Source organism: Xanthomonas sp. WHRI 7064 (genome assembly GCF_040202355.2).
In the GTDB taxonomy this organism is placed as follows: domain Bacteria; phylum Pseudomonadota; class Gammaproteobacteria; order Xanthomonadales; family Xanthomonadaceae; genus Xanthomonas; species Xanthomonas arboricola.
In genome coordinates, this window is record NZ_CP167821.1 from 4,572,424 (window position 1) to 4,588,085 (window position 15,662).

General features: G+C 66.2%; 12 protein-coding genes. 4 read left to right on the plus strand and 8 right to left on the minus strand.

The features are described from left to right. Positions 1-156 precede the first annotated feature (156 nt). The 3 genes from ABQY74_RS19500 to ABQY74_RS19510 all read right to left on the minus strand — a co-directional run bounded on the left by ABQY74_RS19500 (position 157) and on the right by ABQY74_RS19510 (position 4,901). A complete protein-coding gene (locus tag ABQY74_RS19500; protein ID WP_349794478.1) occupies positions 157-795 on the minus strand; it encodes a hypothetical protein in 639 nt (212 codons plus the stop codon). A 114-nt stretch (positions 796-909) separates the two neighbouring features. Beyond that, entirely contained in the window at positions 910-3,096 is a 2,187-nt protein-coding gene (gene uvrD / locus ABQY74_RS19505; RefSeq protein WP_039521182.1) for a DNA helicase II, read from the minus strand. 410 nt (positions 3,097-3,506) lie between these two features. Continuing rightward, the gene (locus tag ABQY74_RS19510; protein WP_349794481.1) at positions 3,507-4,901 is read right to left on the minus strand and encodes an FAD-dependent oxidoreductase; all 1,395 of its coding nucleotides are present in this window, start codon (positions 4,899-4,901) and stop codon (positions 3,507-3,509) included. A 166-nt stretch (positions 4,902-5,067) separates the two neighbouring features. Between ABQY74_RS19510 and ABQY74_RS19515 the strand changes: the two genes are divergently transcribed. Then, positions 5,068-5,463, plus strand: coding sequence for a VOC family protein (locus ABQY74_RS19515; RefSeq protein WP_349794483.1), 396 nt, complete (start codon positions 5,068-5,070; stop codon positions 5,461-5,463). Positions 5,464-5,473: 10 nt separating this feature from the next. Here ABQY74_RS19515 and cls read toward each other — a convergent pair whose 3' ends face one another. Both cls and ABQY74_RS19525 read right to left on the minus strand, forming a co-directional pair. Beyond that, positions 5,474-6,892 carry a cardiolipin synthase gene (cls, locus tag ABQY74_RS19520; RefSeq protein ID WP_349794485.1) on the minus strand — a complete coding sequence of 473 codons (1,419 nt, stop codon included), beginning with the start codon at positions 6,890-6,892 and terminating at the stop codon, positions 5,474-5,476. 13 nt (positions 6,893-6,905) lie between these two features. Next, positions 6,906-8,216 (minus strand): LysR substrate-binding domain-containing protein, encoded by a 1,311-nt coding sequence (locus ABQY74_RS19525; RefSeq protein WP_349794487.1) that lies wholly within the window; start codon positions 8,214-8,216, stop codon positions 6,906-6,908. Positions 8,217-8,317: 101 nt separating this feature from the next. Here ABQY74_RS19525 and ABQY74_RS19530 point away from each other — a divergent pair, with 101 nt between their 5' ends. The 3 genes from ABQY74_RS19530 to ABQY74_RS19540 all read left to right on the plus strand — a co-directional run bounded on the left by ABQY74_RS19530 (position 8,318) and on the right by ABQY74_RS19540 (position 11,294). Next, the gene (locus tag ABQY74_RS19530) at positions 8,318-8,989 is read left to right on the plus strand and encodes a 4-carboxy-4-hydroxy-2-oxoadipate aldolase/oxaloacetate decarboxylase (RefSeq protein WP_349794489.1); all 672 of its coding nucleotides are present in this window, start codon (positions 8,318-8,320) and stop codon (positions 8,987-8,989) included. After that, positions 8,982-10,037: a 4-oxalomesaconate tautomerase gene (locus tag ABQY74_RS19535; RefSeq protein WP_228600185.1), complete on the plus strand. Its 1,056-nt coding sequence runs from the start codon at positions 8,982-8,984 to the stop codon at positions 10,035-10,037. Before ABQY74_RS19530 ends, ABQY74_RS19535 begins: the two co-directional genes overlap by 8 nt. Before the next feature lie 234 nt (positions 10,038-10,271). Then, positions 10,272-11,294, plus strand: a complete 1,023-nt coding sequence (locus ABQY74_RS19540; RefSeq protein ID WP_349794492.1) for an amidohydrolase family protein — start codon at positions 10,272-10,274, stop codon at positions 11,292-11,294. 341 nt (positions 11,295-11,635) lie between these two features. Here ABQY74_RS19540 and rpmG read toward each other — a convergent pair whose 3' ends face one another. The 3 genes from rpmG to ABQY74_RS19555 form a co-directional block, all read right to left on the minus strand. Continuing rightward, positions 11,636-11,803 carry a 50S ribosomal protein L33 gene (gene rpmG, locus ABQY74_RS19545; protein WP_002809462.1) on the minus strand — a complete coding sequence of 56 codons (168 nt, stop codon included), beginning with the start codon at positions 11,801-11,803 and terminating at the stop codon, positions 11,636-11,638. 13 nt (positions 11,804-11,816) lie between these two features. Then, the gene (gene rpmB / locus ABQY74_RS19550) at positions 11,817-12,053 is read right to left on the minus strand and encodes a 50S ribosomal protein L28 (protein ID WP_002809459.1); all 237 of its coding nucleotides are present in this window, start codon (positions 12,051-12,053) and stop codon (positions 11,817-11,819) included. Between the two features lie 202 nt (positions 12,054-12,255). After that, positions 12,256-15,435 (minus strand): CusA/CzcA family heavy metal efflux RND transporter, encoded by a 3,180-nt coding sequence (locus ABQY74_RS19555; RefSeq protein WP_349794494.1) that lies wholly within the window; start codon positions 15,433-15,435, stop codon positions 12,256-12,258. Positions 15,436-15,662 lie beyond the last annotated feature (227 nt).

Sequence of the window (15,662 nt, forward strand, 5' to 3'; positions counted from 1 at the left end):
CAGCGCACAACGGCACGCTCGTAGTGACGGTTACATGCCCAATTTACGACCGCAATGCGTAGATGCAACGCGTTCGTCTGCTGTCGGATGCGTTGCACATGTACGCATGACATGAAAACTTTCGCTGGCCGCTGATATTGTCCAGCTCGGCAGCCTCTAGCAGGACTGGCTGAAATTTACGAATGCTCCAGTGTGATCATCATAGAAAATGTATAGCTGCGCAGTGTCGTGACGGAGGCTGCCAATATCGATCTGCCCTACAAACACCAACGGCCGTCCTTCAACGATAGGCCAATCAGGGCCTTGCAGCCACTTCGGCGCCGATTTCAAGAAACGAAAATCCTGCGCGATCTTGTCTTTTAAAATTCTCACCAGTTCCTTTTCCTTGCTATCGCCCTGACCTTCGATAGCAAGGGAGAAGTACCAGGATGGAAGATCAAGCCATTTGGGCTGAGCTTTCAGTGTCAACTCGAGTAACTCGCTATGTTTTTCACTACAGGCATGCGCAACCTTGTGTTTCTTCAAGAAGCTGCAAAGTAGTTTTTGAACATTGTAGACAGAGCCGATCCGGCTGTAGTCCTGACTGATCAGATGCGTGTAGAGATCAGCTTCCTGGATGTAGGCAGGAAGTTGAACTTCATTCTTTAGAAGACGTTCGAAGGATGCATCTGACTGAATCTTGCGTTCAAATTCCTCTGCAGAAATCGAGGCTTCCACAAAAGCTTTTATCGTCGCTTCCACCATCATTGCTTCGCTCCGTCCTGTGGAAATTCGCGCATCGCCACTGCCAGCCACGACATACCCTCCTCCGGCGCTGCGCGCCACCTTCTCCCGATGGGAGAAGGGAAAACCTCGTTGTCCAATCAGCAGCGGCCACCACAGTGCGTCTCCCCGTAGTAGAAGAAACGCCTACATCACCGTCAAATTCGCATACGCCATCACCAGCCACTTGGCGCCGACGTCATCGAATTGCACCTGCACCCGCGCGTGCGCACCGGCCCCCTCGTAGTCCACGACAACGCCGCCGCCGAACTTGGGGTGTTGGACATTGGCACCGAGCTTGATCGGTGCGGCTTCGACCACGCCGTGCACCGGGCCACCGCGTGCCGCGCCCAGCGAGGCGGTGCGCGAGACCTGCACTTTCGGGCGCACTTCGTGCAGCAACTCGCGCGGGATCTCGCGCAGGAAGCGCGAGGGCACGTTGTAGTTGTCCTGGCCGTGGATGCGTCGCGATTCGGCGTAGCACAGCACCAGCTTCTGGCGCGCGCGGGTGATGCCCACATAGGCCAGACGGCGCTCTTCTTCCAGCCGGCCGCTTTCTTCCAGCGAGCGAGCGCTCGGGAACAGGCCATCTTCCAGGCCGACCAGGAACACGATGGGGAATTCCAGGCCCTTGGCCGAATGCAGCGTCATCAACTGCACGCCTTCTTCGCCGGCCTGGGCCTGGCCTTCGCCGGCTTCCAGCGAGGCGTAGGCCAGGAAGGCCACCAGCTCGGTCATGCCCTGGCTGTCTTCATCGTCCGGGCGGGTGAAGCGCGAAGCCACCGACACCAGTTCGTCAAGGTTCTCGGTACGCGATTCCGAATCCAGCCCGCTGCGGCTTTCCTTGGCCCAATGCTCGCGCAAGCCCGAGCGCATCAGCACATGGTCGATGCGTTCGGCCAGTTCCATGTCGCCGGTTTCGGCATGCAGCTGGCCGACCAGGCTCAGGAACGTGGCCAGCGCATTGCGGGCGCGCGCGGCCAGGGTGTTTTCCTGCGTGGACAGCATTGCCGCTTCCCACAGCGACAAGGCGTTGGCGCGTGCCAGGCGGCGCACTTCATCCAGCGTGCGATCGCCGATGCCGCGCGTGGGCGTGTTGACCGCGCGCTCGAACGCGGCATCGTCGCTGCGGTTGGTAAGCAGGCGCAGGTACGCCAACGCATCCTTGATTTCGGCACGCTCAAAGAAGCGCATGCCGCCGTACACACGGTACGGCAGCTGCTCGGAAATCAGCGCTTCTTCCAGCGCGCGCGACTGCGCGTTGCTGCGATACAGCACCGCCACTTCGCCATAACTGCCGCCATCGCGCACCCACTGCCGCGCGCGTTCGACCACATAGCGCGCCTCGTCGACCTCGTTGTAGGCCGCATACAGGTCGATCGGATCGCCGTCGCCGGAATCGGTCCACAGCTGCTTGCCGATCCGGTCCGGGTTGTGCGCGATGACCGCATTGGCCGCGCCCAGGATATTGGCGCTGGAGCGGTAGTTCTGCTCCAGCCGCACGGTCTGCGCGCCGGGGAAATCCTTCAGGAAGCGCTGGACGTTCTCGACCTTGGCGCCGCGCCAGCCGTAGATGGCCTGGTCGTCGTCGCCCACCACGAACACGTGGCCGGTTTCACCGGCCAGCACGCGCACGAAGGCGTACTGGATGGCGTTGGTGTCCTGGAACTCGTCGACCAGGATCTCGCGGAAGCGCGCACGGTAATGCGCCAGCAAGGCCGGGGTGTCGCGCAGCAGTTCGTGCGCGCGCAGCAACAACTCGGCGAAATCGAGCAGGCCGGAGCGGTCGCAACGTTCCTGGTAGGCGGCGTAGACCTGCCGGCGTACTTCGGTCCAGTCGTCGTTGGGCTCGGGCTGGATATGCTGCGGACGGCGGCCTTCGTCCTTCTGCTCGTTGATCCACCAGCTCATCTGCTTGGGCGGATACTTGCCCTCGTCCAGCTCCAGCGCCTGCACCACGCGCTTGACCAGCCGCAGCTGGTCGTCGCTGTCCATGACCTGGAAGCCTTCCGGCAGCCGCGCGTCCTGCCAATGCAGCCGCAGCAGCCGATGCGCCAGCCCATGGAAGGTGCCGATCCACATCCCGCGGCTGCCGTTACGCAGCTGCAGGTCGGTACGGTGGCGCATTTCGCCGGCGGCCTTGTTGGTGAAGGTCACCGCGAAGATGCCGTGGTTGGGCACGCCCTGGACTTCGTTGAGCCAGGCGATGCGATGGATCAGCACGCGCGTCTTGCCGGAGCCGGCGCCGGCCAGCACGAGGTAATGCCCCGGCGGCGCGGAAACGGCCTCGCGCTGGGCGGGGTTTAAATGATCGAGCAAATGAGAGACATCCACCGCCGCATTTTACCGGTTGTGGCGTCGCTGCGGCTGAGATTGCGATGAAGCGGTTGGGAATGCTGCCCCCATCCGCCCTTCGGGCACCTTCCCCCGCAGGCGGGGGAAGGCAGGATAGTGGTTGCTCTGCCGCCTGCCAGAGAAGCAAGACGCTGATTGTTTTCCTGCCTGCAAGAGCGCAGGCGGATGCTCGCCGTGGCAGAGCCCCTCTCCCGCCTGCGGGAGAGGGGTTGGGGTGAGGGCAGAGGGGTTGGGGTGAGGGCACGAGGCGCAGCCACGACGCATTGCGGGTCACCCGAGGCTTTGCTCGCGCCCTCATCGGGCGCTATGCGTCGCCGTCGCCTCTCGAAGAGGCCAGCGTCACGGCCGGAGACGGCAGCCAAGCTGTATTTCCAGTCCCCACACGCCTATCAGCGCTCCAGCTGCAGCAACACATCCCGCGCGATCGCCGCTGCCTGCTCACGCAACTCCGGCACCGCCAGGCTCTCCCACAGCGCGCCGATGCGCAGGCTGCCGATCACCCGCAGGCGCGGGTTCGCATGGCCGTCGGCATCGATCAGGCTGCCATCGGCAGCGGTGTCAACGCCGATGCCGTGCGGGCCGGCCATCGCGATGCCCTGCCCCAGCAACTGCTGCAGCAACGGGTTTCGCATCGCCTGCACGCGCATTTCTACGCCGGTGGCATTGACCAGCGTCTGCACATCCAGCTGCAATGCATGCCCGGCACGGGCAGCGCCCGCACTCACGCGCACGCATGCACCGACCTCAAACGCCACATCCAGCCGCGCGCGATGCAACTGCAGCTGCCCGCGCGCCTGCATCGCCTGCAATTGCGCATGCACCGGCGCGGCAACGCGATGACGATGCACATCCCAGTAACGCACCACATGCCGCAGGAAACGGCGCTGATCGGCGACCGACAAGGTCTGCCACAAGGCCTGACTCAAGGGCCGGATGCGTTCCATCACGCCCTGCCACGGCAGCCCCTGCGCCAGCGCCAGGCGGGCGTGCCGGCGCAACGCGCGCATGCGCGCACGCAACGGCAGCGCCAGCAGCGGTTGCGGGTCGAACACGGCCACCGCGCCATGCGCATGCGGCAAGGGCAACAGCCCGTGCCGCGACACCACATGCACCGCGCCGCGATGGGCCTGCGCGGCCAGCGTCACCACGGTGTCGGCCATGCTCAGCCCCGAACCGACGATGCACACCGCAGCGTCCTGCGGCAACGCGGCCACCGCCTCGGTGTCCCAGGCTTCCACCCGCTGCGCAGCCGACAGGCCGGTGGCGCCACGCAACGGCAACGGGCGCAGCGCGTTACCAACCGCAAGCACCACGGCGGCGGCCTGCAGCGCGTGCCCGTCGTCCAGATGCAACAGCGCACCGTCTGCGTTGGGCTGCAAGGTCTGTACGCGTGCGGTACGCACGATCAGGGCGGCAGCGCTGGTTGCACGCGCGGCCTGCAGACGATCGTGCAGATACGGGGCGTAATGCCTGCGCCCGACACACTGCTGCGGCAGCTGCGTATCGTCCAGCTCCGGGCAACATGCGTGCGTACGCAGATAGTCGACAAAATCCTGCGGTGCATCCATCAGCGCACTCATGCGTGCGGCCGGCACATTGAGCAGGTGTTCGGGACGCGTGGTGGAATACGCCACCCCCTCGCCCAGCAACGGATGCGGCTCGATCAACACGATCCGTCGCGGCGCGGCGGCCTGACGCAACAGCTGCAGCGCCACCAGCACACCGGATGCGCCACCGCCGACGATGGCGATCGTTGCATCGCCGGAATCACGCACTGGGTTCATTGCGGCATTGTAGGCGATGGCTGCGCCGGACCCCCGATCGCCGTGTCCTGGCTGCGCAGGCGCCTCGCCGGCCGGCCCCGGGCTTGCCAAGTTTCCGCGCGCCCGGCATCACAAGCGCTTACGATTGGCTGCGCACGCTCGGCAAAGGCCCTGGGAGGCCCACAGCATGTCTGTTGCATTGGTCAGGCTCATCATCTACGTCCACGATGTCGCGGCAATCAAGGCCTTTTACCAGGCCCATTTCTCACTCCCCGTCCGCGAAGAGATCGCCGATCAGTGGGTCGTCCTGGCCGCAGGGCAGATCGAGCTGGCGCTGCACCTGGTCGGCGACAGGTACCGCCAGTTGCCGGCATCGCCGGCATCGGATCCGCCACGACCGGCCGCCGGCTCCACCACAAAGCTGGTTTTTGCCATCACCTCGGACCTGGCGGCCCATCGCGAGCAATTGCGCAGCGCAGGCGTACCGGTGGGCGAGCTCAAACGCTACGTCGGCTTTGCGTACCAGATGTACGACGGCCGCGACCCGGAGGGCAACGTCTTCCAGGTGATGCGCCTGGACTGACGTAAGGCCGCTACATCAACGCATCGGCCAGGCGCGCAATGCCCTCGCGACTGCGGCGCCAGGCCGGGCGCGTGCGCCACTGCTCCAGCTCCAGTTGGCGTGCGTTGGCCAGGTAATCCTGCTCGATCGCACGCAGCCGCTGCACCACGCCCTGGTCGTAGCAGAGCATGCCGATCTCGGCATTGAGCGCGAACGAGCGGATGTCCAGGTTGATCGAGCCGACCAGCGCGATGTCCTCGTCCATGCTTAGGTGCTTGGCATGCAGGAAGTGCGGGCGATACAGCGCGATCTTGACCCCGCAACGCAGCAGCTCTTCGAAATACGCCTCCTGCGCCCAGGCCGCCAGGATCTGGTTGTTGCTCTCCGACAGGATCAGCTGCACATCCACGCCCGACACCGCGGCAATGCGCAAGGCACTGAGCAAGGCCTCGTCGGGGACGAAATACGGTGTCACCAGCACCACCTTGCGCCGCGCCAGATGGATCACCGCGTTGATCGCATCGCGCGCATTCTCGAACGGATACGCCGGCCCGCTGGGCAGCAGCTGCGTGGCGATGTTGGCCTCGCACACCGGCGCATCCGGCCATACGTCCAGGCGCTGCCCGGTTTCGGTGAACCAGTCGCTGGCGAACACCGCTTCCAGATGATTGACCACCGGCCCGCGCACGCGCGCTATCAGCTCGCGGTTGGGCACCCCGTCGATGAAGCTGGCCTCGGCCAGGTTCTGCGAGCCGACAAAGCCCACCTGGTTGTCGATCACCGCAATCTTGCGATGGTTGCGCAGATCCATGCGCCCGCTGCGGCGCCAGCGCAGGCCACCGGGCAACACCGCCAGCACGTCCACTCCACCGGCCTGCAGGCGCTGGCGGTAATGGCGCAGACCGCGCTTGGCGCCCACCGCATCCAGCAGCACGCGGCAGCGCACGCCACGCGCACCGGCGCGCAGCAGCGCGGCGACCACAGCGTCGCCCACCGCGTCATCGAACATCAGGTAATACAGCAGATGCACGCGCTTTTCCGCCATGTCGATCGCGGTGATCAAGGCCTGCAGCGACTGCGTGTAGTCGTCCAGCAAGTCCACCGCATTGCCCAGCGTGGGCATGAAGTCGCCCTGGCGTTCGATCAGCGGCACCACCTCGGCGCTGCTGGTGTCCGCCTGCGGGGTCCAGCGCAAGGCATGCAGCGGCAGTTGCTGCTCGCGGATCACCTGCGAGGCAGTGGCCTGGCGTTCCACCCGCACCCGCGATAGCCACGGATGCCCGAACAGCAGATACAGCGGCAGGCCGACCACCGGCACGAAGCCGATCAGCAGCAACCAGCTGCGCGCCGCACCCGGCGTGGTGCGGGCCGGAATCCACAACAGCGCGGCCAGGCGAATCGCCCAGTCCAGTGCCAGCAGCCAGGTCCCTTGCAACCAGTCAGGCAGCATCAGCGATCCGTTCTCAAGAAGGCTCCGATTCTGACCGCCCGGTGCGTGAACGCAACGGGGCGGGCGCGTCGATCGGCGCGCAATAGCGAAACGGCCCGCCCTGCGCATCGGCCGGCTGCACGCGCTCGGCACAGACCTGCCGCAGCGTCTGCACGAATGCCGACTGCGCGCGGGTGGGATGCCAGTCGCTGCGAAGCGTCATGCCGATCTGGCGGCGCAGCTGCGGCCCGGCGCGGCCGACCTCGCACAACAAGCCGGCGCGGCGCTCGAACAGGAACTGGTCGCGCGACATCAGCGTGAGCCAGTCGCCTTCCAGCAGCAGCCCGCGGATGGTCAGCTCCGCGCCGCATTCGATGCGCAGCGCCGGCGGCTCGATGCCCTGATCGCGAAACATCTGCTCCCAGCGTGCGCGCACCGGCGTGCCGGTGGTGGCGATCACCCAGGGGTACTCCAGCAACTGCGCGAACGCATAGGCGCGCCCGGCCAGCGGATGCCCGCTGCGCGCCACGATCACCGGCTCGTCGTCGAACAACGGCTCCTGCAGCACATCGCGCACCGGCAACGGCTCGCGCAGCGCACCGATCAGCAGGTCCAGCCCGCCCTCGCGCAGATGCGCCAGCAATTCGTCATACGGGCCTTCGACCACGTTGACGCTGGCACCGGGATGCGCGCGCGCAAACCGCGCCAGTACCTGCGGCAGCAGGATCGCCCGCGCCAGCGGCATCACCCCCAGCGCGATCCGGCCGGCGTGCTGCGAGCGCAACGCGCTCACTTCGTCCAGGCCCGCACGCAATTCGGCCAGCGCCAGGCGCACCTGCCGCAGCAGCCGCGTGGCCACCGGCGTGGCCTGCATGGTCTTGCCGCGGCGCACCGTCAGCGGCACCTCGATCACATCGGCCAGCGACTGCACAGCGCGATAGATCGCCGGTTGCGAGACCCCGGCGCGCGCCGCCGCCAGCGAATAACTCCCGGCCACATCCACCGCGACCAGCGCCTGTAGTTGCCCCAGCGAGACCCGTCGCTCCAGGCCGGGCCGGGCCGGCAACCGCAACGCCCGCCGCGCCACCCGGATGCCGCGACCCAGTTGCTCCAACGCCCGTGCGATGCGCGGCACCAGCCACTGCGTGGCCTCGGTGGCGACCATGCCGCCCGGATGCCGCTCGAACAGGCGCACGCCGAGCTGCTGTTCCAGCCGCGCCACCGCCTGGGTCAATGCCGGTTGCGACAGATTCACCTGCGGCGCGGCCGCGCTGATGCTGCCCAGCCGGTGCACCACCACCAGGGCGTAGAGATGGCGAAGGTTCGGCTCGGGAGTCGGCGGCATGCTCTAACTATAAGCAAAACCAATATGCATACCTCAAATGAATCTTGAGCCAGCAGGCGCTCGCCGCACAGACTCGGTGCACGCCTAACGAGGATGGATGGATGAGCCAGGTCGTCACCCGGATCGCGCGCACCCCGTTGGCCGTCGTCGACGGGCTTGCGCAGGCCGGCGTAGCCACCGTGCACGAGGCGCAGGGGCGCAGCGGCCTGCTGCACCATCGCCTGCGCCCGATCTATGCCGGCTGCCGCATCGCCGGCACCGCCGTCACCGTGTCGATCCCGCCCGGCGACAACTGGATGATGCATGTGGCCATCGAGCAACTGCATCCCGGCGATGTGCTGGTGGTCGCCCCGACCAGCGCCTGCTGCGATGGCTATTTCGGCGACCTGCTCGCCACCTCGGCGCAGGCGCGCGGCTGCCGCGGGCTGATCATCGATGCCGGGGTACGCGATGTGCGCGACCTCACGGCGATGCAGTTCCCGGCCTGGAGCCGCGCCATCTGCGCGCAGGGCACCATCAAGGAGACGCTGGGCTCGGTCAACGTGCCGCTGGTCTGCGCCGATGCGCTGGTGCAGCCGGGCGATGTGGTGGTAGCCGACGACGATGGCGTGTGCGTGGTACCGCGCGCCAGCGCCGCCGCGGTGCTGGCCGGAGCGCAGGCACGCGAAGCGCGCGAACTGCGCAAACGCGAGCGCCTGGCACGCGGCGAACTGGGCCTGGACATCTATGCCATGCGCGAGCGGCTGGCGGCCAAGGGCCTGCGCTATGTCTGAGCACGTCCGCGCAATGTGGATGCGCGGCGGTACCTCCAAGGGCGGCTTTTTCCTGGCCGACGAGTTGCCGAGCAAACGCGCCGCACGCGATGCCTTCCTGCTGCGCGCCTACGGCTCGCCGGATGTCCGCCAGATCGACGGCATGGGCGGCGCCGACCCGCTGACCTCCAAGGTCGCGGTGGTGTCGCGCTCGGCACGCGCCGATGCCGACGTGGACTATCTGTTCCTGCAGGTGTCGGTGGACCAGGCACAGGTCAGCGACGCGCAGAACTGCGGCAACATGCTGGCCGGCGTTGCCCCCTTCGCGTTGGAGCGGGGCTTGTTGCCGGCACGCGATGGCGAAACCGAGGTGCGCATCTTCATGCGCAACACCGGCACGCTGGCCACCGCCAGCGTGCAGACGCCCGGTGGCCAGGTGCGCTACGACGGCGACGCCCGCATCGACGGCGTGCCCGGCACCGCTGCGCCGATTGCGCTGGCATTTGCCGACATCGCCGGCTCCTCGTGTGGTGCGTTGCTGCCCACCGGCAATAGCGTCGATATCCTGGATGGCGTGGAGGTCACGCTGATCGACAACGGCATGCCCTGCGTGGTGCTGCGCGCCAGCGATCTCGGCATCAGCGGTTACGAAGACCGCAACACCCTCGATGCAGATGCGGCACTGAAGACCCGCCTGGAATCGCTTCGTTTGCAGGCCGGCCCGTTGATGCAGCTGGGCGATGTTGCCAAGGCCACCGTGCCCAAGATGATGCTGGTCGCCGCCCCGCGCCACGGCGGCGCGATCAGCGTGCGCTCGTTCATTCCGCACCGCTGCCACGCCTCGATCGGCGTGCTCGGCGCCGTCACTGTGGCCACTGCCTGCCTGCTGCCTGGCTCCCCCGCGCACGCTCTGGCGCAGCTGCCTGGCGGCACCACCCAGCAGCTGGAGGTCGAGCATCCCAGTGGTGCGAGCAGCTGCGTGATCACGGTCGATTCGCACGGCGAGGTGGTGCGCACCGCCGTGCTGCGCACTGCACGCAAGCTGTTCGATGGGCAGTTGTATGGCTGAGCGGATGGATGCGCCACCACGCTGGATCGATTGCCATCGGCCATGCCCGGTCCACGACCTGCGCCTGCGGCGCGGCATGGCCGACACCGCGTGCCGCAGCGACCTGCGCGTGAGCATCCATGCGCGCACCACACCCCACGTGGGCACCTGCAGGTGCCGCGCACCGGGTGGGCCCGCCTTTCGCGTACGTGGTCGTTTGCTCACCGATCCCGCCGCCTCAACAAGACCCTTGCCATGATCATCGACTGCCACGGCCACTACACCACCGCGCCCGCGGCGCACGATGCCTTCCGCAAGGCGCAGATCGCGCAGTACGACGACCCGAGCCTGCCCGCGCCGGTGTATCCGTCCATCTCCGACGACGCATTGCGCGAAAGCATCGAACAGCACCAGCTGCGCCTGTTGCGCGAGCGCGGTGCCGACATGACGATTTTTTCGCCACGCGCCAGCACCATGGCGCACCATATCGGCGACGAAGCAGTCAGCCAGGTGTGGACGCGCCACTGCAACGACCTGATCGCGCGCGTGGTGCAGCTGTATCCGCACACCTTCATCGGCGTGTGCCAGTTGCCGCAGTCGCCGGGCGTGCCGATCGCCCAGTCGATCGCCGAGCTGGAACGTTGTGTCAGCGAACTCGGATTTGTTGGCTGCAATCTCAATCCCGACCCGTCCGGCGGACACTGGAACGGCATGCCATTGACCGATCGCGCCTGGTATCCGTTCTTCGAAAAGATGGTCGAGCTCGACGTGCCGGCGATGGTGCATGTGTCGGGCAGCTGCAACGCCAACTTCCACGCCACCGGCGCGCATTATCTCAATGCCGATACCACCGCGTTCATGCAGTTTCTGGAAGGCGATCTGTTCGCTGATTTCCCGGACTTGCGCTTCATCATCCCGCACGGCGGCGGCGCGGTGCCGTATCACTGGGGTCGCTTCCGCGGCCTGGCCGACATGCTCGGCAAGCCACCGCTGTCCACGCATGTGATGCGCAATGTGTTCTTCGACACCTGCGTGTATCACCAGCCCGGCATCGATCTGCTGTTCGAGGTCATCGACATCGACAACATCCTGTTCGGCTCGGAAATGGTCGGTGCGGTGCGCGGCATCGACCCGCAGACCGGCCAGTATTTCGACGACACCAAGCGCTACATCGATGCCTTGGCGATTTCCGACGCCGACAAGCGCAAGGTATTCGAAAGCAATGCGCGGCGGGTGTATCCACGCCTGGATGCGCAATTGCGCGCGCGCGGGCTGTAACTCTTTCTTACCTGCCGGAGAAGGTGCCCCGCAGGGGCAGATGAGTGGCGCCTCGGAGAGCGGTCACCGTCTGCGATGTCAAACGCGTCGCCACGCGCCTTCAGAAGTGAAACGCCGGCTGCTTCGCCTCGAACTGCCAGCGACTGACGGTGCGTGCAATCGGAAAAACGACGTCTCGCTTGCGAGTGGCTTCGCCCCGTACCCTCACCCCAACCCCTCTCCCGGAGGGAGAGGGAAGTGCACGCCGACCATTGTTACGATCACCCCCACAACACTCCACAAACGCAAACACCCGCCTTGCGGCGGGTGTTTGCCTGGATGCAGATCGGGTAATCGGTGGATTACTTGATCTTGCCTTCCTTGTACATCACGTGCTTACGCACGACCGGGTCGTATTTCATCATTTCCATCTTCCCCGGAGTGTTCTTCTTGTTCTTGTCCGTGGTGTAGAAGTGGCCGGTAGCGGCCGAGGAAATCATACGAATCTTGTCACGCTTGCCTTTTGCCATGACTGCTTACTCCTCAGACCTTTTCGCCGCGCGCACGCAGCTCTTTCAGAACGGCATCAATCCCGTTCTTGTCGATGGTGCGCAATGCATGCGCGGAGACACGGAGCTTCACCCAACGGTTCTCGCTGGCGACCCAGAAGCGGCGCTCGTGCAGGTTGGGCAGGAAGCGACGACGGGTTCTGTTGTTTGCGTGGGAGACGTTGTTACCCGTCTGCACACGCTTGCCGGACACTTGGCATACGCGGGACATTACGCACCTCGATAAATGAATTGCCACCCATAGCCTGGGGAGCGGCGGCCCCGACAGCGTCAAGCTGCCACGCAACGTTGGGAATCAAGAACTTACGCTGGGAACAAGCCGGCAACCCCATTGCGCTGGGTGCCGCCATCCGGAGCGATCCGGGCACAGCGAGCCGCGCATTATGCACGGCTTTCCTATGTGCCGCAAGCACTTAGCCCGCACTCCCCGCCCGCTCGCGGTGCAGCCAGCGGTACAGCACCGGCAGCACCAGCAGGGTCAGCAAGGTGGACGAGACGATGCCGCCGATCACCACCGTGGCCAGCGGGCGCTGCACCTCGGCTCCGGCGCCGACATTGAAAGCCATCGGCACAAAGCCCAGTGCGGCCACCAGCGCCGTCATCAACACCGGGCGCAGGCGGCTCAGCGCGCCTTCGCGCAAGGCCTGCTCCAGCGACATGCCCCCGGCCCGCAAGCTGTGCACGAAGGCGATCATCACCAGGCCGTTGAGCACCGCCACGCCTGACAGCGCGATAAAGCCGACACCGGCGGAGATCGACAACGCCAGGCCGCGCAGCGCCAGCGCCACCACGCCGCCGGTCAGCGCCAGCGGCACGCCGCTGAACACCACCAGCGCATCGCGCAGCGAACCGAACGACCAGTACAGCAGCGCGAAGATCAGCAGCAAGGTGCCCGGCACAACCCAGGCCAGGCGCTGGCCGGCGGAGATCAGTTGCTCGAAGGTGCCGCCGTAGCCGATCCAGTAACCGGTGGGCAGCACGACCTCGGCCTGCACACGCTGCTGCACCTCGGCGACGAACCCGCCCAGGTCGCGGTCGCGCACATTGGCGGTGATCACGATGCGGCGCTTGCCGTCTTCGCGATTGATCTGGTTGGGCCCGAGCACGGTTTGTACCTTCGCGACCTCACGCAGCGGCACCGTGGTCGGTTCGCCGCTGCGCCAACCGGCCGCGCGACTGGACTCGTCGACATCGGCGCGCTCGCCATCGCCACGCAGCGGGATCGGCAGATCGGCCAACGCCGTCGGGTCCTGACGCAGGCCTTCGGGCAGGCGCACCACGATGTCGAACCGGCGGTCGCCTTCGAACAACTGCCCGGCCGCCTGCCCACCCACCGCCGCCGACACCGTGTCCTGCACCACGCCGGGATTGAGGCCGTACCCGGCCAGTGCGACGCGATCGGGCACCACCGCCAGCATCGGCAAGCCGGTAGCCTGCTCCAGGCTCACGTCGGCCGCACCCGGCACCGTGCTGGCGACTTCCTGCACGCGCTGCCCCAGCTTGACCAGCGTGTCCAGGTCATCGCCGTAGACCTTGATCGCCACATCCGCACGCACGCCGGAAATCAGCTCGTTCATGCGCATCTGGATCGGCTGGGTGAACTCGTAGTTGTTGCCGGGCAGCTGCTTCACCGCTTCCTCGATCTCGGCCACCAGTTGCGCCTTGGGTTTGCGCGGGTCCGGCCACCGCGCGCGCGGATGCATGATCAAGAACGTATCGGCCACCGACGGCGGCATCGGATCGGTCGCCACTTCGGCGGTGCCGAGCTTGCCGAACACATGCGCCACCTCCGGAAACTGCTTGATGCGTTTTTCCAGCGTGGACTGCATGGTGATGGCCTGTTCCAGGCTGGTGCCGGGAATGCGCAAGGCGTGCAGCGCGATGTCGCCCTCGTCCAGGTTCGGGATGAATTCGCTGCCCAGGCGCGTGGCCAATACCGCGCACAGCGCCACCGCCACCACCGCACCGAGACCGACCCAGCGGCCGTGACGCAGCGCGCGATCCAGCAAGGGCGCATACACGCCGCGCGCCCAGCGCATCGCGCGGTTCTCGTGCTCGGCGACCTTGCCGCCGAGCAACAAGGCGATCGCTGCGGGGACAAAAGTGAGCGACAGCAACATTGCACCGCTCAGCGCCAGCACCACGGTGATCGCCATCGGATGGAACATCTTGCCTTCGATGCCGGTGAGTGCGAATACCGGCAGATACACCGCCGTGATGATGCCCAGACCGAACAGGCTGGGCCGGATCACCTCTGCCGTGGCTTCGGCGGTCAGTTCGAAACGCTCGTCGCGCTTGAGCACCCGACCCAGGCGCAATTGCGCCTGGCCGAAGCGGCGCAGGCAGTTCTCCACGATGATCACCGCGCCATCGACGATCAAGCCGAAATCCAGCGCACCCAGACTCATCAAGTTGCCGGACACGCCACCGCGCACCATGCCGGTGAGGGTGAACAACATCGCCAGCGGAATCACCGCCGCGGTGATCAGGGCCGCGCGCACATTGCCCAGCAGCAGGAACAGCACCACGATCACCAGCAACGCGCCTTCGATCAGGTTCTTGGCGACGGTGACGATGGTGCGGTCCACCAGCGCGGTGCGGTCGTAGACCGGCACCGCCTGCACGCCGGCCGGCAAGCTGGCATTGGCCACTTCCAGCCGCTGCGCGGCGGCCTGCGCCACGGTGCGGCTATTGGCGCCGACCAGCATGAACACCGTGCCGAGCACCACCTCGGTGCCGTCCTGGGTGGCCGCACCGGTACGCAACTCGCGCCCCTCGCCGACCTGCGCCACATCGCGCACCCGGATCGGCACGCCTTGGCGCCGATCCAGCACGATCGCCCCGATCTGCGCGATATCGTCCACCTGCCCCGGTACCCGCACCAGGAACTGCTGGCCGTTGCGTTCGATATAGCCGGCACCGATGTTGCGGTTGTTCGTCTCCACCGCGCGCGCCACATCGTCCAGCGTGAAACCCAGGGCGACCAGGCGTGCCGGATCCGGGGTGATATGGATCTGCCGCGCATAGCCGCCGATGGTATTGACCTCGGTGACGCCGGGCACATTGCGCAACTGCGGGCGCACCACCCAGTCCTGCAGGGTGCGTAGATCGGTGGCCGTCCACGCACTGCCATCGGGCTTGCGCGCATTCGCTTTGGCTTCGACCGTGTACATGAAGATCTCGCCCAGCCCGGTCGCGATCGGCCCCAGCTGCGGCTCCAACTCGGCTGGCAGTTGCGACTTGACCTGCTGCAGCCGCTCGGCCACCTGCTGCCGCGCAAAATACAGGTCCGTGCCATCGGCAAAGACTGCCGTCACCTGCGACAAGCCGTAGCGCGACAACGAACGCGTGGACTCCAGCCCCGGCAAGCCCGCCAGCACCGTCTCCAGCGGAAACGTCACCCGCTGCTCCGACTCCAACGGCGAGTACCCCGGCGCGGCCGTATTGACCTGCACCTGCACATTGGTGATGTCCGGGGTGGCATCGATCGGCAGGCGCGAAAAACTCCACGCCCCGATCGCAATCAACACCGCCGTCAACGCCAGCATCAACCACCGCTGCGCGATCGCGAACCGAATGATGTTAGTGAGCATGACGCGCACCTCCGCGCACGCTCGGCGCAACGGCGTGCGCAGCCACACCGATCAGTGCGTAAGTACGCACGCACGACGCCGGCGCAATCGCAGCGGGCTGCCGTCGGCCGGCGGCACTGCAGCCAGGATCCGGACCCTTGCCGCTATCGCGATCGCCCCCGACACATCCGACCTTCGCAGCGCAGATTCTCACGCTGTTGCTGGTGTGATCGCCTGCGCCGTGAGTG